The 21406-nt window shown below is 70.4% G+C and carries 17 protein-coding genes and 1 tRNA gene; 7 read left to right on the forward strand and 11 right to left on the reverse strand.

Going from position 1 to position 21406, the window contains the following annotated elements:
• Positions 1–80: 80 nt before the first annotated feature.
• Entirely contained in the window at positions 81–971 is an 891-nt protein-coding gene (locus WG212_RS06055) for a TauD/TfdA family dioxygenase (protein WP_337186181.1), read from the reverse strand.
• 41 nt (positions 972–1012) lie between these two features.
• On the reverse strand, positions 1013–1942 hold the full coding sequence (locus WG212_RS06060; protein WP_337186182.1) for a putative sulfate exporter family transporter: 930 nt from the start codon (positions 1940–1942) through the stop codon (positions 1013–1015).
• 143 nt (positions 1943–2085) lie between these two features.
• Between WG212_RS06060 and WG212_RS06065 the strand changes: the two genes are divergently transcribed.
• Both WG212_RS06065 and WG212_RS06070 read left to right on the forward strand, forming a co-directional pair.
• On the forward strand, positions 2086–2613 hold the full coding sequence (locus WG212_RS06065) for a hypothetical protein (protein ID WP_337186183.1): 528 nt from the start codon (positions 2086–2088) through the stop codon (positions 2611–2613).
• On the forward strand, positions 2610–3320 hold the full coding sequence (locus WG212_RS06070; RefSeq protein WP_337186184.1) for a GntR family transcriptional regulator: 711 nt from the start codon (positions 2610–2612) through the stop codon (positions 3318–3320). Before WG212_RS06065 ends, WG212_RS06070 begins: the two co-directional genes overlap by 4 nt.
• Positions 3321–3380: 60 nt before the next feature.
• Here WG212_RS06070 and WG212_RS06075 read toward each other — a convergent pair whose 3' ends face one another.
• From WG212_RS06075 to WG212_RS06085, 3 genes are all read right to left on the reverse strand, one after another.
• On the reverse strand, positions 3381–6356 hold the full coding sequence (locus tag WG212_RS06075; RefSeq protein ID WP_337186185.1) for a TonB-dependent receptor: 2976 nt from the start codon (positions 6354–6356) through the stop codon (positions 3381–3383).
• Positions 6357–6438: 82 nt separating this feature from the next.
• Entirely contained in the window at positions 6439–7683 is a 1245-nt protein-coding gene (locus WG212_RS06080) for an MFS transporter (protein WP_337186186.1), read from the reverse strand.
• Between the two features lie 124 nt (positions 7684–7807).
• Positions 7808–9094 carry a serine hydrolase domain-containing protein gene (locus WG212_RS06085; protein ID WP_337186187.1) on the reverse strand — a complete coding sequence of 429 codons (1287 nt, stop codon included), beginning with the start codon at positions 9092–9094 and terminating at the stop codon, positions 7808–7810.
• A gap of 86 nt (positions 9095–9180) precedes the next feature.
• Between WG212_RS06085 and WG212_RS06090 the strand changes: the two genes are divergently transcribed.
• A complete protein-coding gene (locus tag WG212_RS06090) occupies positions 9181–11448 on the forward strand; it encodes a TonB-dependent receptor (RefSeq protein WP_337186188.1) in 2268 nt (755 codons plus the stop codon).
• 249 nt (positions 11449–11697) lie between these two features.
• Here WG212_RS06090 and WG212_RS06095 read toward each other — a convergent pair.
• From WG212_RS06095 to hemC, 4 genes are all read right to left on the reverse strand, one after another.
• Positions 11698–11773: transfer RNA gene (locus WG212_RS06095), tRNA-Thr, on the reverse strand.
• 63 nt (positions 11774–11836) lie between these two features.
• A complete protein-coding gene (locus tag WG212_RS06100; RefSeq protein ID WP_337186189.1) occupies positions 11837–12784 on the reverse strand; it encodes a hypothetical protein in 948 nt (315 codons plus the stop codon).
• A 3-nt stretch (positions 12785–12787) separates the two neighbouring features.
• A complete protein-coding gene (locus WG212_RS06105) occupies positions 12788–13492 on the reverse strand; it encodes a uroporphyrinogen-III synthase (RefSeq protein WP_337186190.1) in 705 nt (234 codons plus the stop codon).
• A 56-nt stretch (positions 13493–13548) separates the two neighbouring features.
• On the reverse strand, positions 13549–14493 hold the full coding sequence (gene hemC, locus WG212_RS06110; RefSeq protein ID WP_337186209.1) for a hydroxymethylbilane synthase: 945 nt from the start codon (positions 14491–14493) through the stop codon (positions 13549–13551).
• Between the two features lie 96 nt (positions 14494–14589).
• On the opposite strand from hemC, the gene tsaD reads away from it, so the two are divergent.
• The 4 genes from tsaD to WG212_RS06130 are packed head-to-tail and all read left to right on the forward strand — an operon-like array spanning position 14590 to position 17345.
• Positions 14590–15711: a tRNA (adenosine(37)-N6)-threonylcarbamoyltransferase complex transferase subunit TsaD gene (gene tsaD / locus WG212_RS06115; RefSeq protein ID WP_337186191.1), complete on the forward strand. Its 1122-nt coding sequence runs from the start codon at positions 14590–14592 to the stop codon at positions 15709–15711.
• Positions 15708–16712 carry an NAD(P)H-dependent glycerol-3-phosphate dehydrogenase gene (locus tag WG212_RS06120; RefSeq protein ID WP_337186192.1) on the forward strand — a complete coding sequence of 335 codons (1005 nt, stop codon included), beginning with the start codon at positions 15708–15710 and terminating at the stop codon, positions 16710–16712. Before tsaD ends, WG212_RS06120 begins: the two co-directional genes overlap by 4 nt.
• Complete coding sequence (locus WG212_RS06125) at positions 16712–16996, forward strand: YciI family protein (RefSeq protein WP_337186193.1); 285 nt, start codon at positions 16712–16714, stop codon at positions 16994–16996. The genes WG212_RS06120 and WG212_RS06125 overlap by 1 nt, the downstream gene beginning before the upstream one ends.
• Entirely contained in the window at positions 16983–17345 is a 363-nt protein-coding gene (locus WG212_RS06130; RefSeq protein WP_337186194.1) for a Rieske (2Fe-2S) protein, read from the forward strand. Before WG212_RS06125 ends, WG212_RS06130 begins: the two co-directional genes overlap by 14 nt.
• Positions 17346–17500: 155 nt before the next feature.
• Here the strand turns inward: WG212_RS06130 and WG212_RS06135 are convergent, their stop codons facing one another.
• Entirely contained in the window at positions 17501–19153 is a 1653-nt protein-coding gene (locus WG212_RS06135) for a tannase/feruloyl esterase family alpha/beta hydrolase (protein ID WP_337186195.1), read from the reverse strand.
• A 9-nt stretch (positions 19154–19162) separates the two neighbouring features.
• The gene (locus tag WG212_RS06140) at positions 19163–21316 is read right to left on the reverse strand and encodes a TonB-dependent receptor (RefSeq protein WP_337186196.1); all 2154 of its coding nucleotides are present in this window, start codon (positions 21314–21316) and stop codon (positions 19163–19165) included.
• Positions 21317–21406: the final 90 nt, after the last annotated feature.

Consider the following 21406-nt stretch of genomic DNA (forward strand, 5'->3'; position numbering starts at 1 on the left):
CAGAGTCCTGGGGCGGGTCGAAGGCGGAAAAGGCGCGTGCGCGGAAGGGGTCCGGGCCAGTAGCTGGGCGGGGTCGGCCGCTAGACGGGCCGATCGCCCTTGATGGTGACCCGGTGTCCCGAGCGGCGATGGGGCCAGTAGTCCCAGATCGCGTGATGCTGGGCGCAGCGGTTGTCCCAGAAGGCGATGGTGTTCGGTTCCCAGCGGAACCGGCACTGGAACAGGGGGTGCTGGAGATGCTGGTAGAGGTATCGCAGCAGGGCGTCGCTCTCGTCCCGGGGCAGGCCGACGATGCTCGTCGTGAAGGCCGGGTTCACATACAGGCTGCGCCGACCGGTCCAGGGATGGATGCGCACGACCGGATGGATCGCGCGCGGGTAGGTCGGCTTGTCGGCCACGCCGAGGTTCGCATAGAGGCCACGGTAGACATGCTCGCCATCGTGCACGGCGGTCAGGCCCTCCAGATGCGCCTTCATCCGATCCGAGAGCGCGTCATAGGCCGCGTACATGTTGGCGAACAGGGTGTCCCCGCCCTCGGGCGGACATTGCCGGATCAGCAGGATCGAGCCCATGGGCGGCTCCTCGTCGCACGAGACGTCGCTGTGCCAGCCCTCGCCGTTCGCGCGTTCGGAGTTCTCGTCGGCCTCGATGATCATCAGCTCGGGATGGCCCGGCACATGGGGCGCCGCAGGGTGGGCGTGCAGGTCACCGAACCGGCGTCCGAAGGCGAGTTGCTGTTCAGGCGTGATGTCCTGGCCGCGGAAGAAGATGACGAGTCCGTCCTCGAGCGCCTGGCGGACCTCGGTGAAGACCTCGTCGGCCAACGGCCGCGAAAGGTCGACCCCTTCGATCTCTGTCCCGATCAGCGGCGTGACACGCCGGATGCGGATGTGCCGGAAATCGCTGGCGCGGCCGGACGCGTTGCGCACACGCGGGCCTTTGGCGGTGCGGGCTTCGACCTTGAAACTCATGAACGTCCTCCGGCCACAGGCCAAATCGTCGATTATTGACATCATAGGAAAGATACCGCCGCCGCAACAGCGGTGATGAACGCCATGCCGCAGGACGAGAGCACCAGTGGCCCCACACCCAGCTCGAAGACCGCACGCGCCGGCAACGTCAGGCCCAGCCCCGCGACCGCCGCCGTCAGGGCGAGGTCCGACAAGGCCTGGCCCGGAGGCCTGAGGGCGGCTGGCGCCAGGCCCAGGATGCTCACGATGGCGACCCCAAAGAACGCCAGCACGAACAGCGGCGCGCGCACCCGTCCCAGCGAATCCCGTCCGCGGAACGCCAGCGCCGCCATCAGCACCACCGGAACCAGGAAGAGCACGCGCGTCAGCTTCGTCGCCACGGCGACGTCGCCGGCCTCGGGCGAGAGGGCATAGCCGGCGCCCACCACCTGGGCCACGTCGGCGATCGACGCCCCCAGGAAGAAGCCCGCCTGCCGGGCGTCGAATCCGAACAGGACCGCCAGGCCCGGAAGGAGGATCATGGCGACGGTCGAGAAGACGGTGGCGGCCGCCACCGCCACCGCAGCCTGCCGCTCGCGTTCCGGCGACGCCGGTGTGACGGCCGAGACGGCCAGGGCGGCCGCCGCGCCGCAGATCGCCGTGGACGCCGCCAGCACGGCGCTGAACCGGGCACTCAGGCGCAACGCCCGACCCAGGCCGAGCCCGAAGGCCAGGGTCGCCGCGATCAACCCACCGAGGAGCGCCACCGTCGGCCAGCCCACGGCGCTCGCGACCTCGGCGTCCATGCGCAGGCCCAGGAGAACCACGCCTACACGTAGAAGGGGGCCGGCCGCCACACGGGCGCCGGGGGCGAGATCGACGCCGCCCGCCATCGGACGGACGAGGACGCCGGCGGCCAGGGCCAGCAGCGGCGCCGGCAAGGCGGTGGAACCCGATATCGCGATGGCCAATGCGCCGAGCCCCAGCGCCATCGCGCATCCCGGCCCGACCCGTCGCAACGCCGGCAACCCCGCCCCACTGTCCAATCCGCTTCTCACGCCCGCCTCCGGAGGGGCACCCTAGGCGACCGACCCTTATTGTCAATAATCTACATTTAAATGCGCGATTTTGGCAGATGGTCGTCTTCGCCCTGACAATGGCCCCTTTCGCAGCCGCGGGAGGTTCCGCTAACTTCAGCCCGACGGAGGAGGCGTCGACCGACCGAGCCATGGATCCTGAAGATGCGGCGGAATACATTGTCCAGCAGGTGTTCGGCGGCGTCCTCGCGCCCGGCGAGCGGCTGACCGAGCGGGATGTCGCCGGCGTCTGCGGAGGCACCCACGCCTTTGCCCGCAACGTCATTCACCGGTTGCAGATGCTGGGCGCGGTGCGCTTCAGCTCCCGGCGCGGCGCGACCATCCTGGGGCCATCGGACTTCCGCATCGAGGAGGTCGAGCGGGTGTGGCAGGTGCTTTTGAACCTGCTTCAGGCCAAGGCGGACAGGGTTTTCAAGGGTCCGGCCCGCGGCGGCGACCGGTACGCCCAGTTGCTGGCGACCCGATCCGAGCTGGAGCGCCTCGGACAGCGCGCCCAGGACCCGCGGCTGAGCGAACTGCTCCAGCGGGTCGCCCTGCAGCGGCTTCTGCTCCAGGCCGCGGCATGAGCGAGACGCAACGGTACCTCAAGACGACCGCCCACCTCGGCGCTGGCGTGCGACGCTCCTCGCCGAACCTGGCGCAGCAGATCGCCGATCGCCTGCGCGAACGGATCCAGTTCGGCGAGATCAAGCCCGGCGAACGGATCCGCGAAGTGCCCCTGGCGGCGGAATTCGACGTCAGCCGCGGCCCGGTCCGCGACGCCCTCAAGCTGCTGGAGCGCGAACGCCTCCTGCGCCTCGAAGGCCGGGCGGGCGCCGTGGTCCGCGATTTCACGGCCGAGGAACTGACTTCGATCTTCCACATCCGCGCCGACCTGAGCGGCCTGGGGATGCGGATGGCCGCGGAGACCGAGCACCGCCCGGCCGAAGCCCTGGAAGCCCTGGACGACGGCGTGGCGCTGCTGCGGCGCATCGCCGAAGACCCGGACGGCGCCGTCGCCGACTACATCCAGGTGCGCCGCCGGATGTCCGAGATCATCAACAGAATCGGACGCGCCTCGTACCTGGCGCACATCCTGGTGGACTTCGAACGCGAGATCGCCGCGCCCTGGGCCGGCGTCTTCGGCAAGGGCCGCCAACGCCGGTCATCCGAGACCTGGGCCCGGATCGTCCAGGCCGTCCGCGACGGCGACACCGAGGCGGCCGACGCCGAAGGACGCCGCGTCGTGCTGGAATCGCTGGACGAGATCCTGCGCCTGCGGAACGAAGCCTGACGCGGCCCAGACCGCGCCGTCGGCGCCCGATCGACCGGCGCCGGACGTCACCCCGGCAGGTCAGAAGCGCCGACGCAGGCCGATCTCGACCACCCGCCCGAGCGGGCTGCCCTGAGTGTAGTCGTAATTGTACTGGCTGCGTGCGAACGGCGGATTGCTGTCGAGGATGTTCTTCACCGCGATGGTGACCCGCGTGTCCCAGCCGATCATCCCCGCATAGATCAGGTCGTGCTGGATTTCGTCCTTTGTCCGGAGTGTGGGCGCGCCGGTCACGAGGTTGTCGGTCCCCTCCTGGAAGCGCGTGACCCACCGCAGGTTATGGTCGCCGCGATTGTAGTTGATGCTGCCGATCAGCTTCAGGCGGGGATAGGAATAGAAGGCGTTCAGCAGTTCGCTGGTCCCCGCGCGATTGGCCGCCGGGGTGATGAGGAAGCCCTCCGGCGCGACCACATCCCCCCGCTTGTAGGCGATCAGGTAGGTTCCCTCGGCCGCAAACGACAGTTCGCCGTCAGCGAACGGCATGTCGTAGCGCAGGTTGAAGTCGACGCCCGAGGTGTCCACGTCGGGACCGTTGATCAGGTTGGTGCGGACGCCCAGCAGCTTGGCCGGCGTGCAGTCGTCGGTGGTCGGGTCGCCATCGTCCGAGAACGTGAAGCGCGCCCGCAGGACAGCGTTCGCACAGCCCCAGGTGGCCGGAGACGTTCCCGGGAACATCGTCGAGACCACCCGGCCCGCGACCTCGTTGGTCAGTTCGTTGCGGAAGGCGATCTTGTAGTAGTCCACCGTGGCTGAGAAGCCGCCCGCCCGCACCACCAGACCGGCATTATAGGTCGTCGCCTTCTCCGGCGTGAGGCCGGGATTCCCCGCCACGTCCACGGTGCGATACAGCGCGCCCACGCCGGGCAGGGTGAACAGCGACACGCCGCGGGTCGACCTGGGCGACAGCGCCGTCTGGTCCGGCGCACGGAACGTCGTACCCACCGATCCCCGGACCGCCAGCCACGGCGTCGCCTGCCAGCGGGCCGAAAGCTTCGGGTTGGTGGTCGACCCGAACGCGCCGCCGAAGCGCTCGTGACGGACCGCGCCGGTGATCTCGAAGTCGGTCGTGAGCGGGATCCTCAGCTCGGCGAAGCCTGCGGCCACCCTGCGGTCCACGTCGATCGGCGTCGAGGCCGAGACGAAGGTGAACGGTCCGGTGCCGCCGGTGCAGAGCGGCAGGCCGTCGCCGTAGGGAAGACTGTCCACGCACGGCGTGGCGCCCAGGTCCGCCGACGATCGCAGAAGCGTCGAGTCATAGCGCCACTGGCCGCCCACCGCCCAGGCGACGGCGCCGCCCGGCAGCGTGATCGGCGCCTCGCCCGACAGCACGGCGTCGGCGGTGAAGAGCTGGTTCACGGACTCGACGAAAGTGTTCTCCTCGATCCAGCCCCACACCTCGGCCGAGTTGGCGGCGGCCGGCGCATGGAACGGATTGCGCTCGCCCGTGATCGGATTGCCCGGATAGGCGTTGGCGAACGGGTTGAAGTACTGGCACGGGCCGACGCCCGGCGTCCCCGTCGCGGGGTTGCAGCCCGGCCCGCCCAGGCCCCTCAACGCCAGCTGCAGGCGGCTGACCGACGTGCCGGGACCGTTCTCGGCATAGCCCTCGGCGCGCATGTAGGTGACGCCCGCATCCCATTTCGCGTTGAGGATGGGCAGGCGGCCCTTGAAGCTGCCGGCCACCCGGAACGCCTCGGCCTGGCGCCTCTGAAGCGCCGCACCGCCCGTCAGCGGATTGCCGCCGAATCCCAACGGCCGCCACAGGGTGGGCGAGGCCACCACCCCGTTGGCGGCGGCGTTCGTGCAGACGGCCGCGCCCAGGCCCGGACAGTTCTGGGCCAGGAACGCCACGAGGCCGGGGTTGGTGTTCGGCACATAGAAGCGCGACTGCTGGTTCAGACCCACCGCGGGATAGGGCGAGGTGCCGCCGCCCGGCGAACCGCCCGACGCCGCGATCGGCGACGGGAACTGCGTGGTGGAGCTGGCCGCCATGACCCGCTCGTGCGGCACGACGCGGCGCACCCACATCGCCTCGCCGTGGAATTCCAGGTCGTCGGCCAGGTCGAAGTTCACCTCGCCATAGAGCTGATAGTGATGCTCGTCATTGACGAGGTTGTCGCTGATCGTCGGGTGATAGCGGCACCCGGCCGCCGGCGAGGCGGGGTTGGCCAGCACGCCGCCCAGTTCCACGCAGCCGTTGTCCAGGAACGAGGTGGCGAACGCGCCGCTGGCCAGTTGCGCCGCCGTACCCGTCAGGAAGACGCCCGGCGTCGAGGCCGTCGACCAGCCCGCCGCGTTGGTGGTGGGCGGCTGCATGGACCATTCGTCGCGATCGATGAGCCACAGCTCGCTGCGGCGGCGATAGCCGGCGGTCAGGAGCAGGTTGCCCCGGTCATTCCGCCAGCCATAGGCGCCGTTGACGCTGTAGTCGCCGTTGGATCCCCGGATGAACCCGTAGCTCGCGTCGAGCTCCAGACCTTCGAGGTCCCGGCGGGAGAGGAAGTTCACCACCCCGCCGACGGCTTCGGACCCGTAGGTCGCCGCCGCCCCTTCGCGCAGCACTTCGATCCGGCCGATGGCCGCCTGCGGAATGAGGTTGATGTCGACCGCGCTGGAGACCGAAGGCGCGGCGCTGGGCGCATAGGCCAGCCGCCGGCTGTTGAAGAGCACCAGCGTCCGCGCCGCGCCGAAGCCGCGCAGGTTGACCGTCGCTGCGCCGGCCGTGCCGCCGAGGAACCGGTTGCTCTCTCCCACCACGCTCTGGGACGCCCCGATCGTCTTGATGAGTTCGACCATCGTGGGCGCGCCACGCTGCTCCAGCTCCTGGGCGGTGATGACGTCGACCGACTGGGCCCCGCCTTCGGGCGTCCCGGCCAGGAAGGTGCCGGTGACCACGACCTCCTCGACGTCGGTCGCCGCGTTCTGCGCCCACGCGCCGTTCCCAGCCGCGAGGACCGCCAGAGCCGACACCCCCAGCCCCAAAGTCCACCTGTTCATCCAACCCTCCCTGGTTCGTTATGTAAATTAATGACAATCAAGCTTGGCCGATCGGTGTCGATCATCGACATCGGCCGGCTACTCAGCCCCGCCCGAACGCCCGGCCGGAGAAAAAGTAGAGAACCGCCGCCACGATGTTCAGCGCGAACACCGCCGCCAGGGCGTAGCCCAGCGACTGCACGCCGTAGACGGGGGCCAGGCGGTCGCTGAGGAGGCCGGTGAGCAGCGGGCCCAGGCCCAGGCCGGTGATGTTCTGGATGAAGATCATCAGCGCCGCTGCGGTGGCCCGCTCGCGCGGCTGGGCGACAGTCTGCACCAGGGCGTAGGTGGACGGCTGGTAGAGCGCGTTCAGGAACACCGACAACGAGACGCCCGCGACGGCGAAGAACAGGTTCCCCGTCAGGAAGGCCGGCGCCCCGACCGCAAAGCCCAGCAGGACGGTGATCGCGGGCCACCAGGCCAGCCAGCGGCGATCGATGACGGCCAGCCGGTCGCCGATGAACCCGCCCGCGACGGTCCCGATCGCCCCGGCCACCGCGCCCACCGAGCCGACGAGGATCGCCGCTTCGCTGACGCTGAGCCCGTGGACGCGCATGAAGAACGCCACCGCCCAGGCCGCCTTCGCGTAGGTCACCATCAGGTGGACCGCCGATCCCGTGATGCAGAAGGTGAAGGCCGGCGTCGACAGAAGGCGCTTCAGGGTGGCCAGCGCGGGCGGCGGCGCGACGTGGGCCTGCTGTCGCAGCGGCTCCTTCACGAACCAGAGGATCGCGATCGCGGTGAGAAGGCCCGGGAGACCCACCGCCACGAAAGCCGCACGCCAGCCGTAGTGTTCGGCCGCAAAGCCGCCCACGGTGGAGGCGAAGAGCCCACCCGCCGATATTCCCAGAAGCAGGACCGAGAACGCCCGTGCGCGGCGCTCGGCCGACGTGTAGTCGGCGATCAGCGAATGCGTGCAGGGGGCGTATCCCGCCTCGCCCACCGCGACTCCCATCCGGGCGAGGAACAGGGTCCAGAACCCGGGCGCGAACCCGCAGGCGACCGTCGCGGCGCTCCAGAAGCTGAGGCAGCCCACTAGAAGATTCCGGCGATTCCGACGGTCGGCCAGCCAGGCCAGCGGCAGGCCCAGCGGCGGATAGACCAGGGCGAAGGCCGTGCCGCTGATCAGGCTGAGCATCGTGTCGCTGAGCCCGAACTCCAGCTTGATCTGCTCGGCCACGATCCCGATGACCTGGCGGTCGGCCATGTTGGCCGTCGAGGTCAGGAACATCAGGAACAGGAAGAGCGGAAGCGGGGTCAGGCCGGTCTGGCGAGTCGTCGAAGTCATACCGTTGCGGTGTCCCGTGCAATCCAGACTGAAGCCGGAAAGGTGGGCCGAAAGGACGGGGCCGCCGCCGGCTGGCGACCGCGGCGACCCCAGGCTCTCGGGGAGGAATGGCCGGCCGCGCCGCTCACGCCGCGGCCGAAAGGCCGAGGTCGGCGAACACGGCCGCCTTCAGGCCGTCGTGCAGCGGGATCTGGCCCGAGGGGAAAAGCTGGGTCATGAGCACCGCCGACAGGCCGAGATCGGGCGAGGCGAAGAAGGTGGTGCTGGCCGCGCCGCCCCAGGAATAGTCGCCCGCCCGGCCGGGGGTCCCCGCCGCGCCCGGATCCACCACCACCGAACCGCCCAGCCCGAAGCCCAGGCCTGCACCCGAGGCCCCCGAGCCGACTCCTGAGAAGCGGACGAGGGCGTCGCCCAGGACGGCCTCGGGAACTTGCGCCGTCGTCATCTGCCGTACGCTGTCGGCGTGCAGGACCACGGCGGCGCCCCGCCGCCCCCCGCCGGCGATCATGTCGGCGAACCGGCCGTAGTCCTCCAGCGTCGTGACCAGCCCCGAGGCGCCGGATTCCGCCCGCGGGGGCGAGAGGAACGGCGACCCATCGGCGGCCTCGTGCAGCACCAGCCGGCCGTCCTTCCGGGTATAGACCGACGTCAGGCGTCCCGCCGAAGCCGGGAGGACGTGGAAGCCGGTGTCGAACATGCCCAGGGGTTCGAACACCCGGCGCTGCAGATGCTCGCCGAAGCTGCGGCCCGTGGCGCGTTCGACCACAAGCCCGCAGAGGTCGAAGGCCAGGCTATAGGCCCATTCACGTCCCGGCTCGAACATGAGGGGCGCCTGGGCCAGCCGCGCCGCGAAGTCCGGCAGCCCGTCGGGACCGCCGGCTCGGAACCACGCGCCGCCGATCAGCCCCAGTTCGGTGTAGCGGGCCGCCACGGGACCGCCGCTCCAGTTGTTGGTGAAGCCCCCTGTATGGGTGAGCAGGCGCCGGACAGTGACCGGCTGCGCCGCCGGCCGCACATCGGAGAGCCCGGCGCCGGGGGCTCGGAGCACGCTGAGGTGGGCCAGTTCCGGGACGAGCTTCGCGATCGGCGCATCGAGGTCGAGACGCCCGTCCTCGGCGAGTTGCAGCATCGCCGCGGCCGCGACCGGCTTGGTCATCGAGTAGGCGCGGTAGATCGCATCGTCCGCCAGAGGCGCGACGTGGGCGACGTCGGCCAGGCCGAGGCTGCGGCGATACAGCACCTCGCCGCGGCGGGCCACGCGGATCGCCGCCCCCGCCACCCGCCGCCCGGACACGAGGCGCTCGAGAAAGGAATCGACATCCTGGAAACGCGCCCGCGGCCATGCTCGCGCGCCCGCCGCCGGCGCGAACGCCGCGGCCGCCAGCACCGCGCGCCTCACGATACCCGTCATCCCCGCTTCCATCCCTATTTTGTAGATTATTGACAATAAGCGAGCAAGCCCCTACGCCTTCCCGAAAGTCAAGGGGGAGGAACCACATGAACAAGACCCGTCTTCTCGGGACCGTGACGATGGCCGCGATCCTGTCTGCGACTGTCAGCGGCGAAGTGATGGCGCAGGCGGCCGCGTCCGATCTGGAAGAACTGGTGGTGACCGCCCGCCGGCGCGAGGAAGCCCTGCGCGACGTCCCCGCCGCCGTCAGCGCCGTGACAGCCGACGCCCTTCGGCAGCGCGGCGGGGTCAAGGATGTGGCCGACCTGTCCTACATGCTGCCCGGCGTGGGCCTGGCCAACGCGCGCACGATCAACGCCGAGAACAACATCCGCGGCGCGGGCGCGGGCACCACCCGGACCAACAACGCCGACTCGCCGGTCGCGGTCCTGCGCGACGGCGCCAGCATCACCGGCGGCAACCTGGGCGGCCGGGTCTATACGCGCGCGGACCTCTTCGACCTGCAGCGGGTCGAGGTGATCCGCGGGCCGCAGGGGTCGCTGTACGGCGTGAACGCCGTGGGGGGCGTGATGCAGGCCATCAGCGTCCGGCCCCGCGCCGAGCCCGGCTTCCTGGTGCGGACCACATACTCGCCCAAGATCGAGCGCACGGCGATCGACGTGATCGGCAACCTTCCGCTCAGCGACACCTTCGCCTTGCGGGTCGGCGGCCAGGTGGTCGATAAGGGCAAGGGCTTCTTCTACAACCGCTTTACCCAGGACTACGGCGACCGGGAGAAGTACGAGGGCTTCCGCGTCTCGGCGCAGTGGGCGCCCACCGAGGCACTGTCGGTCTTTTCGGCGTACGACCGCTCTGACGAACGCTCGACCTCGAACTTCGTCAACACCACCAACCAGGTGAACGACCGCACTCTGCCGCCGGCGCAAGCCTTCCCCGCGGACACGGACGGCCCGTTCCTCTACGCCAACAATGCGTCGAACGACGTCAATCGCGACCTCAACAACTGGCTGACCGAGATCCGGTACGACACCGGCAAGGGCCGGATCACCTCGACCTCTCTCTACCGGTTGCGCGACACCAACTGGTCTCAGGACGCGGACCGCTCGGCTCCCGGATTCGGGCCGGCCTTCCCGGCCTCGTGCGGTACGCTGTCGTGCGTGCTGATCTTCTACGACCGCACCGAGATCTACAGCGAGGACCTGCGCTACGAGACCTCGCTCAGCGAGCGGGTCGACATCCAGGTGGGCGCCAACGTCGTCCGCAAGGAATCGCGCTCGTTCGTCCTCAGCGACGGCCGGACGGTCTCGGCGGCCAACCTCGCCCCCAGCCCTACCCTCAACAACAACACCGTCTCCATCGAGAAGGAAAAGACCTGGGGGGTGTTCGCCGCCGTGAACGCGCGCGTCACCGAGGCCTTCACCGTCGATGTCGGGCTGCGGTACGGCGAATCCGACAAGGACTTCGACAACTACGTGGTGCGCCGGATGTCCGGCGCCGTCGCCTGCCCCTACCAGACGCCGTTCCAGGCGCCGGCCCTCGGCCCCGCCTGCACCGAGGGCCGGGCGCTAATCGAGGACACCTTCAAGAGCTTCACCCCGTCGCTGGCTCTGCGCTACGCGGTCGGCCCCACCTTCCGCGTGTTCGCCTCCGTGGCCCGCGGACAGCGCGCCGGCGGCTTCAACGGCAACTCGGTCTTCGACCTGGGCATCCCGCCGACCTTCGGCCAGGAGACCGCCACGGCCTACGAGGCGGGCGCCAAGTGGGAGGTGGGACGCGTCGCCTTCGCCGCCAGCGGCTTCTACAACCGCTACGGCAAGCTGCTGGTGGGTCTGGTGGACTTCGGCCCGGACCTGGTCTCGCGCGCCTATCGCAACAACGCCGGCTCGGCCGAGAGCTACGGCGTCGACTTCGAGGCCTCGGGCTCGCAGAGCTGGTCGGACGGCTCACTGCTGTCGGGAACGCTGGCGGTGAACTGGATCCAGGGCGAGGTGACCAGCGGCCCCTACAAGGGCCTCACCATCGAGAACATCCCCGAGTGGATGGTCACCGGCCAGCTCTACTGGGAACGGCCCGTCGCCGGGGACTGGCGCGCCTTCGCCGCGCTCTCCTACCGCGCCGAGCGCGGGGGCTTCACCGGCTTCATCAACTTCAACAACCAGGTGAAGGCCTCGAACATCAGCCTCGCCCGCGGCGCCATCGGCGCCACGAACGACACCTGGCGGCTGGAGCTGTCGGCCGAAAACCTGTTCGACAGGACCTACGAGGCCATCCGCGACACCAATCGCTCGGTATGGGGCGACAAGCGCGAGGTGCGGCTCACCGCGGCCTACGCCTGGGGCAGCGAACGCCGTTGAACGGCCGGAGCTGACGGTCTCCCCGACCCCATGCGGTCGGGAGCTGAAGGCGCAGACTCTGCGCGGCCGCGTGCACACGAACCGGCGCCGGAGGGATCGTCGATCCCTCCGGAAACGGACTCGAGCCCCGCATCGGCGCGAGGCCCTCCAGGCCGGCCGGCTCGGACAAATCCGTGAACCCGGACCGCCACCGGGCGTGACCCGGCCCGCCCGCGCCGCCGGCATTGAACCCGTGGAGTGTGGGAGGAGTGGTGCCGCCTAGGTGACTCGAACACCTGACCTACGCATTACGAATGCGCCGCTCTACCGGCTGAGCTAAGGCGGCTCCTGTCCGGGGACGCGGGCTTTTAACCGCAAGGCCTCGATTTGCAAAGGCGCCAGCGCGGCGTCATGCGGTCACGCCCATCCGGTCGCGCCAGAACGATGCGAGCCGTTCGAGAAAGCCGGCGTGGGTCCAGCGCGCGGCCGTCGTCCGGGCGGCGTGGCGCATCAGCGCCGCGGCGCCGCCTCCGGCGTCGGCGAGGGCGCAGGCCCGGGACAGCGCATGGGCGGCGGCTTCGCAGTCGTCCTCGTCCACCCAGACGCCGTTGACGGGGCTCGTGTACTCGCGGGGGCCGATGCCCGTGAAGCCGGTCATCAGGCACTCGCTGGCCATGGCCTCCAGGTTGGTCAGGCAGGTGGCCTCCATCCGCGCCAGGCTGAGGAAGACCGACGCACGGCTCATCACCTCGGCGGTCCGGGCTTCGGTCTCGGTCTCCAGGATCTCCCAGCGCCACGCGGCGGCGTCGGGGTGCAGGCGGTCGAACATGTAGCGGATGGCCCGCTGCTCATAGGCGCGCTTGCGCGGCGAACAGGCGATCAGCTTCGCCTTCGGGCCGGGCCGGAACAGCCGTTCGTCGGCGAACACCGGCACCACCGAGATCATGTCGTAGTCGAAGTGGCGGGCCACGAAGCCCGCCATGCCCTCGCTGCCCGTCAGGAACGTGCGGTACCGCGCCTGGATCTCGCGCGGCACGGCGGACGACCAGAAGGCCGGCATGGCCACGAGGCTCTGACAGAAGATGACCTTGCGGTTGGGCAGGGGCGCGCACCGGATGAGCGCTTCGGGCGAATCCTCGGGCAGCACGAGGATGTCGTCGGGGCGGAGCGGGGACGTCATGTCCTCGCTGCGGGCCTCGTGGCGGAACCAGCCGGGCGGGTCGACGTGCGCCGGCCGCCGGACCACCGCGTCGAACCCCATCGCGTTCAACGCCTCGACGTGCCGGTAGACCATCTTCGCGCCGCCCGACAGAACCTGGGCGTAGGGCGTGAGATAGACGATCCGCGGGCCCGGCATCTCTCAGGGCCGTCGGTCGATGAGGTTGAGCAACGCCGCCTCCAGCGGAAAGGGCGGACAGGCGCGCGCGGCCAGGCGGACGCGCGCCAGGGGCCGGATCACCGCCCTGGACAGGCCGAGGGCTCGCAGGTCGGGGGCGGGCGTGGCCTTCAGGTGGCCCGCGAGGACCTGGGCGGCCCGTGGCGAGTGCAGCAGCACCGCGTCGCTCCGCAGCAGCGCCTGGATCTCGGACGCCGGCAGGTCGACGGGCGTCGTCTCGTACAGGACGAGACGGCGGGCCTGCACGCCGTGCCGCTCCAGGGAGCCGGCGAGGTCCCCGGCCGGCTCGGCCGCGCCCGGATGCAGGACGACGCCGCGCAGCTCGGCCCGGCGGCCGGCGATCCCGTCGGCCAGGGCCTCGACGTCGCCGTCGGCCGACAGGACCGAGCGGAAGCCGGCCTGGCGGGCGGCCTGGGCGGTGGCGGCGCCCACGGCGAACACCTTCAGCGACCGCTCGCCGCTCAGATCGGCGAAAGCCCGCACGCCGTTGGCGCTGGTGAAGGCGAGGGCGGCGACGCCGTCCAGGTCGACCCGCACGTCGGGCAGGGCGCGCACCGCCAGCAGGGGCGCGACGACGGCGTCGTGGCCCAGCGCCCGGACCCGCCCGGCGGTGACGTCGGCGCCGGGCTGGGCGCGCGTGATCCAGATTTTCTGCCGACGGGCCGCCATGGTCTGGGCGTGTTAGCCGAACGCGGGAGGATGCGGAATGCGGAACGCTGCAGGCGTCAGAGCACGATGGCGTCGCCCGCCTCGGCCTTGATCGACGCCCCCAGCGCCATGCCGAGGCCGTGGGCGGCCTCCAGGCCCGGCGCGTCCACGGCGCCCGCGCGACGGAAGCGGTCGGTCCCGCCGGGCGAGAGCGCCTCGACCACCAACTCCAGCCGGTCGCCCTCGAACCAGGCGTGGGCGCCGATGGGCGTCTTGCACGACCCCTCCAGGGCGGCCAGCGCGCCCCGCTCGGCGGTGACCCGCAGGGTGGTGGCCTCGCAGCGCAGGGCGGCGAGCCAGGGCAGGTCGCGATCGGCCGTGCGCGCCTCGATCGCCAGGGCGCCCTGCCCCGGCGCCGGCGGGACCTCACGCGGGTCGATCAGGCTCCTGGGCAGGTGGCCCAGGCCCAGCCGGCGCAGGCCCGCATAGGCCAGCAGGATCGCGTCGGCGTCGCCCGCTTCGAGCCGCGCCAGGCGGGTGTCCACGTTGCCGCGCAGCATCCGGACGTCGAGGTCGGGCCGGCGGTTCAGCGACTGGGCCTGGCGGCGCAGGCTGGCGGTGCCCAGGCGCGCGCCCTGCGGCAGGTCCTCCAGGCGCTCGGGGCCGCGGCTGAGGAAGGCGTCGCGCGGGTCCTCGCGCTCGGGGATGGCGGCGATGCACAGGCCCTCGGGCAGTTCGGCGGGCATGTCCTTCAGCGAGTGGACCGCGCAGTCGATGCGGCCGTCCGCGAGCGCTTCCTCGATCTCCTGGGTGAAGAGACCCTTGCCGCCGATCTCCAGCAGCCGGCGGTCCTGGACCCGGTCGCCCGTGGTGGTGATGACCACGATCTCGGTCACGGCCTCGACCTGGAGCGGGTCGGCGGGATCGGCGCCCAGGGCCGCGGCGATCAGGCGCCGGACATGGCCCGTCTGCGTCAGGCTGAGCTTCGAGCCACGGGCGCCGATGCGGATCGGACGTTTCAGGCCGGGCGGTTGCGTGGGCACGGTCGGCAGTCTACCTCGGACACGAGTTGAAGCGGCCTGCTACAGGAGCGGGCCATCCCCGGCAACCGGATGACCGTGACGCCTCCTTCCGACCAGATCGTCCTCGGCCTCGAAACGAGCTGCGACGAGACCGCCGCGGCGGTGGTGCGGCTGGGCGCGGACGGCCGGTCCGAGGTGCTGAGTTCCGTCGTGGGGTCGCAGATCGCCGCCCATGCCCCCTTCGGCGGCGTGGTGCCCGAGATCGCCGCCCGCGCCCATGTGGAGAGCATCGAGGCGATCGCCGAGGCGGCGCTGGCCCAGGCCGGCGTCGGCTATGGCGGCCTGACCGGCGTCGCGGCGACGGCGGGGCCGGGGCTGGTGGGCGGCGTCATGGTCGGCCTGTCGTTCGGCAAGGCCGTGGCCCTGGCGCGGGGCCTGCCGCTGGTGGCGGTGAACCACCTGGAGGGCCATGCCGTCTCGGCCCGCCTGGGCGCCGACATCCCCTATCCCTTCCTGCTGCTGCTGGTGTCGGGCGGGCATTGCCAGTTGCTGAGCGTCGAGGGCGTGGGCGCCTGCCGCCGCCTGGGCTCCACCATCGACGACGCGGCGGGCGAGGCGTTCGACAAGATCGCCAAGGCCCTGGGCCTGCCCTATCCCGGCGGGCCGGCGCTGGAGCGGCTGGCCGAGGGCGGCGACGCCCAGGCCTACGCGCTGCCGCGCATGCTGCTGGGCCGCAAGGACTGCGACTTCTCGTTCTCGGGCCTCAAGACCGCCGCCGCCCGGCTGGCCGAGGGGGCGACCACCGACATCCAACGCCGTGACCTCGCCGCCGCGGTCCAGGCCGCCATCGCCGGTCAGCTCGCGGAGAAGACGGCGCGGGCGATGGACCTCTACGCCCGCGAACACGCCGGCGCGGGGACCGGCGGGGGGACCCGTGGGGGCCTGCGCTTCGTGGTCGCCGGCGGCGTGGCGGCCAACGGGACGGTGCGCGCCGAGCTGGAGGCCGTCGCCCGGTCGTGCGGCTTCGGCTTCGCCGCGCCGCCGCTCGCCTACTGCACCGACAACGCCGCCATGATCGCCCTGGCCGGCGCCGAGCGGCTGGCCCTGGGCCTGTCCGATCCGCTGGACGCCGTCGCCCGGCCGCGCTGGCCCCTCGACGCGGCCGCCGCGGCGGCGGCGCCGACCCACAGAGCCGGCCGGAAAGGCGCGAAGGCATGACATCAGGCCCGCTGCAATCGGTCGGCGTCATCGGCGGCGGCGCGTGGGGCACGGCGCTCGCCCAGGTGTGCGCCCGCGCGGGCCGGGACGTCCTGCTCTGGGCGCGCGAGCCCGAGGTGACCCAGGCGATCAACACCCGTCACGAGAACCCGCCATTCCTGCCCGGCGTGGGCCTCGAGCCTTCGATCCGCGCCACGGGCGACCTGGCCGACCTGGGCGCCGCCGACTTCGTCCTGGCCGTGCCGCCCGCCCAGCACATGCGCGCCACGCTGTCGGCGTTCGCCGGGCGCGTCCGCCCGGGGACGCCCATCGTCCTGTGCTCGAAGGGCGTCGAGCAGGGCTCGCTGAAGCTGATGACCGACGTCCTGGCCGAGACCATCCCCCAGGCCCGCGCCGCCGTCCTCGCCGGCCCCAGCTTCGCCGGCGAGGTGGCGCGTGGCCTGCCCAGCGCCGTCACCCTGGCCTGCGCGGACATGGTCTGCGCCGAGGCGCTGGGCGAGGCGATCGCCACGCCCGCGTTCCGGCCCTATTTCGCCGACGACCTCATCGGCGCCGAGATCGGCGGCGCGGTGAAGAACGTGCTGGCCATCGCCTGCGGCATCGTCGAGGGCCGGGATCTCGGCCGCTCGGCGCATGCGGCGCTGATCACCCGCGGCTTCTCCGAACTCACCCGCCTGGCCGTCGCCCTGGGCGGCGAGGCCGAGACGGTGGCCGGGCTCTGCGGCCTGGGCGACCTGGTGCTCACCTGCTCCAGCCCCCAGTCGCGCAACATGAGCGTCGGCCTGGCCCTGGGCCGCGGCCCGACGCTGGCCGAGGCCCTGGCCGGCAAGCTGTCGGTGGCCGAGGGGGTCGCCTCGGCCCCGGCCGTCCGCCAGCTCGCCGCGAAACTCGGCGTGGAGACGCCCATTTGCGAGGCCGTGGCCGCCATCCTGGCCGGCGAGGTCCAGGTGGACGAGGCGATCCGCGACCTGCTGTCCCGCCCCCTTCGAGAGGAAAACTGATGCCGCACTTCGTCCTGCTCTGCGTGGACAAGCCCGACTCGCTGGACCTGCGCATGGCCACCCGGGAGGCCCACCTGGCCTTCGCCCGCGGCTATGGCCCAAGCATCAAGGTGGGCGGCCCGATCCTGTCCGAAAGCGGCGACATGGCGGGCTCGCTGCTGATCCTGGAGGCCGACGACATCGCGGAAGCCCGGAAGTTCAACGCCGAGGACCCCTACACCAAGGCGGGCCTGTGGGAGCGCGTGGAGATCCGGCCGTTCCGGGCGACGGTTGGCCAGCTCTGACGCCAATCCCGCGCGGCCCGCGCCCGGCCTGCGCCTCTGCGCCCTGGCCGAGATCGCCGATCCGGGCGCGCGCGGGTTCCGCTTCCGCGAGGGCCAGAAGCTGTTCGCGGGCTTCGTCGTGCGCCGGGGCGACACGGTCCGCGGCTTCGTGGACTCCTGTCCCCACGCCGGCTGGCCCCTCAGCGCGCTGGACGACCGCTACCTGACGCGCGACGGCTGTCATATCCTCTGCGCGGGGCACGGCGCGCTGTTCGAGATGGACGGCGCCTGCGTGGCCGGTCCCTGCGCGGGCGACCGCCTGACGCCCTGGCCCGTCGAGGCCCGGGACGGCGACGTCTGGACGGCGTGATCGTCGGGACTTTCAGGGAAGAGGCGCGGGGCGGCGCAAAAACCGCCCGCACGAAAGGCGCCCGAGGGAGGAACGCCGCAGACGCTGGCCCCCCTTCCCGCTGTTATCTTGCGCAGGCCAGGTTCGCAGGCGTCCATCGCGACATGGCCGACAGCTCAGGGCGCGGTCGAAGAAGTGTCCACGCAACGGAAACTCGCCGCGGCGTTCGGGTTTCCACCCTCGAACCGGGGCCATGTCGGATATTCGCAGAGCGGGCGGCTGCGGTCTGTGCTTCCTGGCGCCTTGTCGATCGCGGTGGGTGTTGAAGGCGCTACGCCCCGTTCCGACCACAGCTCCAGGAGGGAGAGCGGATCCCATTGTGGATCGAAGGCGTTTGCGCCGCCGTCGCCGTGACCGAAGCCGGGCGCCACGTAGAAGCGGGCGAACGTCCTAACGTTCTCGCGGCCCATCCGCGCTTCCAGCTCGCGCCAGTACTCGACCGTACCGCGGAAGCTGACCAGGGCGTCGGCAGCGCCGTGGTAGATGATCAGCTTGCCGGAGCGGGCGCGGAACGCCGACAAGTCCGTCGCATCGACATTGATCAGTTCGGCGAGTTCCGCCACGCGGGGGCCATAGCGTCTTCCGGATGCGATCTGCGCAGCGATCTGCAGCGCGTTCGCCGTTTCGTCGCGTGCGATCGCGTATCGGGCGAACCCGTCCCAGAACCAGCTGAACGTCGGCATGCCGAGTTGCGGCGGCGAGGAGGGCGGTCGCACGTTCAGTTGCTGCGCGCCGCGCAGGTCCGCGCCACCGGAAATCGCAACGCCCGGATAGGTGATCGTCCTGGCGCCGACGCGATATGCGAGCGGCGCCTCGTATCGCCGCAAGGCTTCGAGCTGGGGAGGCGTCAAGCAGTCGGCGCGATCGACGCCCTCGGGGCAGGCCAAGGTCGCGACGTCGAAGCGACAGGCCCCGAGATTGGAGATCAGGCCGTCGGCGAGGCCGTCGTCGGCGTCGCAGGCCGCAACGACGGACTGCTGGACAAGGGCCTGCCGCGCGGGATCGAGGTACCCGCCGGGCGCCGCGAGGGCTTCGCTGAACGCGCCGTAGGCCAAGGCGTTCTCGACGGCGTTCCGGAAGGGGTAGGCGGCGACGGCGCCATCGACATCCGCCGGCCAACGCTCCAGCAAACGGAGCGCCTGACGTCCTCCGTTCGAGCCGCCGACGAAGTACCGACGCCAGGGCGACTGCCCGTAGCGAAGCCGTATGAGATGCTGCGCCGCGTCGGAGGTCTTCTTCAGCGCGTCGCCGGCCCAGTTCCGGAGGGCTTCGTCGTTCGCGGCGAAGGCGCCGTCCACGGCGGGTATGGGCGCAAGCTCGGGCCGCGCCTGATGCCCTGAATCGCTGCCGAAGGTCGCATAGCCGCGCAGAAGCGGCGTAACGACCGCCGCGGGCGGCTGATAGAGATAGGCGCCGCTGACGGGGGGGATGGCTCCGTCGAAGCCGCCGCCGCCCATCATCAGCGACTTTCCGTTCCAGGCGCTCGGGAGATCGAGCTCGAACCGAATGGAAGGCGCAGTCGCGTCGATCGGATCGATGGTCCCGAGCACGCGGCAGTATTCGGGGTGGAGCGCCGCGCCATCGAAGCCGGGGCCGATCAACTCGGTGGAGACGACCTTGGCCCCTTTCGTGGGCAGGCCGATCTCCCGCGCGCTGACGGCGGCGCCGTTGAGCGTGTTGCAGGCTTCCGCGGGCGAGGGCGCTGCATGCGCGCCGGCCGCCAGGGCCCATGCAGCGATCGCGGCTACGCCGGTTTGTCTGAAGCGCATCACGAGCCCTCAGAAATCGCGACGTAGGGACACGCCGATCTTTCGCCCGGCGTCCAGGTTCGCCAGCGCCGCCGATCCGAGCGTCGCCGAAACCACGTTGACGTTGTTGAAGACGAGCTCGTTCGTCAGGTTCAAGGCATAGACGGCCGCCGTCCATCGGCCGTCCGCCGACTTGAAGTCGGCCGTAATATCCCAGCGCCCCACGCTGCCTTGCGACACGACGGGCAAGTTGAACTCGGTGAAGTAGATCTTGTCCTGCCAGTTGTAGCGCAGGCCAAGGGTCAGCTTTCCAGCCTCCAGCTCCGAGCTGTGCGAGAGCCCCACGGCGGCGGCGACCTTTGGCGCCTTGGGCAGCCGATTGCCCTTGAGGTCGAGTTCGCCCAATGCCGGGCGCGCCGAGTCGGTTGTGGTGAACTCCTTGAACCTGGCGTCGAGCAGGGAGACCGTCGTCTCGGCCCGGAAACCGTGGGGCAGCATCAGTTGCCCTTCGACCTCGACGCCCTTGATCGTCGCCTCGGCCGCGTTGTCGATGAAGGCGGCGACGCCCCGGACCTGATTGACCTGCAGGTCCTGGTACGAGGATCGGAACGCCGCGATGTTCAGCTCGAGCCGGCGATCGAAATAGAAGCCCTTCAGGCCGGCCTCGAGGTTCTTGTTGGTCTCGGGGTTGAAAGGCGCCGTGAAGCTTCCGGCCTGGAATCCGCCGGCCTTGAACCCGGTCGAATAGCTTGCGTAAGCGCTGAGGTCGCGGCTGAGATCGTAGGACGTCCCCACCTGATAGGTGACGGCGTCCCAGCTCGCTCGATTGTCGCCCGTGCCGAGGAAGTTGTTCGACTCGTCGATCGTCTTCCTGTCGAAGGAGTAGCGGACGCCGGCGAACACATCCCAGTGGTCATCGATCGAGAAAACGCCGTGCGCGAAGGCGGCATAGGCATAGGTCGGAACATCCGCATCGATGATCGTGATGCGGTTCAGACTTATGCCCGGGATTGGAACCCTGATCAGCTGGCTGGCTTGTTCGTGGAAAGCATTTACGCCGGCCAGGACGTTGAACTTCTCACCGAGGTTCGGCCGGAAGATGAGTTCCGAGAAGTATTGCTTTCCAGTTTGATCGTACTCCGTGAGCGTGAACAGCACCTCGGTGCCGTCGCCGTCAACGCGCAGGTCGACATGCGTCTTGTGCGCGGCCGCAAGGAATTCGAAATCGCCGAGGTCCGTCGACAGGGCCGCATCGAAGGTCAAGCCCTGGAAGGTCTTGTCGTTGAAACCTTGGTTCGCGAAGACGGCGCGTCGGGACCGATCGGGCCGCGTCCCGCCGAGGCGTTCCGCTGGGGTGATCGCAAAGTCCGGCCCGCCGTTGAGCCAATGGGCCGGTCCCGCCGTATTCTGCCGCTGGTAGTCCGCCATCAGGCCGGCTTCGAACCGATCGTTAGGCTTGAATCGTAGCTGGGCGCGCAACGTGAAGCTGTCGGCGTCGTCGAGCCGGCCGCCATTGCTCAGGTTCTTCGTGTAGCCCTCGTTGTAGAGGCGCTGGACACCGATCCGGCCCGAGAGCGCGCCGTCCGCGTCGAGCCCGCCATTCACGACGGCGTCGACACCGTAGTGGAAGGGCTCGGCCCCCAACGTCACGGCGCCATAGCCGCCGAACTCAGGCGTGGCGCGGTTGGTGATGATGTTGATGCTGCCGCCCGTAGCGTTGCGGCCGAAGAGCGTGCCTTGCGGGCCGCGCAGGATCTCCACCCGGTCGACGTCGAAGAAGGCGGCCGCGGCGACACCCGTCCGCTCCAGGTAGACACCGTTGACGTGGTAAGCGACAGCCGGCGAAGCGCCGAGCAGATTGCTCTGGCTGCCGACGCCGCGGATCGCGACGCGCGTCTCGGACAGACTCTCGCCGATCTGCACGCTCGGGATCATCGCCTTCATGTCGGAGAGATTGTTCACGCCGCGCGTTTGCAGGGTTGCGCCCTCGAAGGCGGAAACGGCGACGGGCGTCTCGCGCAGGGACTCCTGACGTCGCTGCGCGGTGACAACCAGTTCTTCGAGGCTGGTTTCCTGTGTCGTCTGGCTCCGAGCAGTCTCTGCCCCAAACATCATGACAAGCGCCGAGCTTGTCGCGAGCAGTTGGCGCAGCCGAATACGCGCAGAGGCATGGCGAAGGCTCATTCGGTTTCCCCCGTTTTTGTTTGCCGGGGGAACCTATTGACGGCGGTCTGGGTGGGAAGGTCCGTTTCTGGCGCGCGACGCGGTCCGTTT

It is taken from the genome of Phenylobacterium sp. (assembly GCF_037189685.1).
Classification (GTDB): Bacteria; Pseudomonadota; Alphaproteobacteria; order Caulobacterales; family Caulobacteraceae; genus Phenylobacterium.

Coding starts and splice junctions, on each gene's coding strand:
- WG212_RS06055 (WP_337186181.1), bottom strand. CDS start 971: ATGAGTTTCAAGGTCGAAGCCCGCACCGCCAAAGGCCCGCGTGTGCGC.
- WG212_RS06060 (WP_337186182.1), bottom strand. CDS start 1,942: ATGGCGCTGGGGCTCGGCGCATTGGCCATCGCGATATCGGGTTCCACC.
- WG212_RS06065 (WP_337186183.1), top strand. CDS start 2,086: ATGGTCGTCTTCGCCCTGACAATGGCCCCTTTCGCAGCCGCGGGAGGT.
- WG212_RS06070 (WP_337186184.1), top strand. CDS start 2,610: ATGAGCGAGACGCAACGGTACCTCAAGACGACCGCCCACCTCGGCGCT.
- WG212_RS06075 (WP_337186185.1), bottom strand. CDS start 6,356: ATGAACAGGTGGACTTTGGGGCTGGGGGTGTCGGCTCTGGCGGTCCTC.
- WG212_RS06080 (WP_337186186.1), bottom strand. CDS start 7,683: ATGACTTCGACGACTCGCCAGACCGGCCTGACCCCGCTTCCGCTCTTC.
- WG212_RS06085 (WP_337186187.1), bottom strand. CDS start 9,094: ATGACGGGTATCGTGAGGCGCGCGGTGCTGGCGGCCGCGGCGTTCGCG.
- WG212_RS06090 (WP_337186188.1), top strand. CDS start 9,181: ATGAACAAGACCCGTCTTCTCGGGACCGTGACGATGGCCGCGATCCTG.
- WG212_RS06100 (WP_337186189.1), bottom strand. CDS start 12,784: ATGCCGGGCCCGCGGATCGTCTATCTCACGCCCTACGCCCAGGTTCTG.
- WG212_RS06105 (WP_337186190.1), bottom strand. CDS start 13,492: ATGGCGGCCCGTCGGCAGAAAATCTGGATCACGCGCGCCCAGCCCGGC.
- WG212_RS06120 (WP_337186192.1), top strand. CDS start 15,708: ATGACATCAGGCCCGCTGCAATCGGTCGGCGTCATCGGCGGCGGCGCG.
- WG212_RS06125 (WP_337186193.1), top strand. CDS start 16,712: ATGCCGCACTTCGTCCTGCTCTGCGTGGACAAGCCCGACTCGCTGGAC.
- WG212_RS06135 (WP_337186195.1), bottom strand. CDS start 19,153: ATGCGCTTCAGACAAACCGGCGTAGCCGCGATCGCTGCATGGGCCCTG.
- WG212_RS06140 (WP_337186196.1), bottom strand. CDS start 21,316: ATGAGCCTTCGCCATGCCTCTGCGCGTATTCGGCTGCGCCAACTGCTC.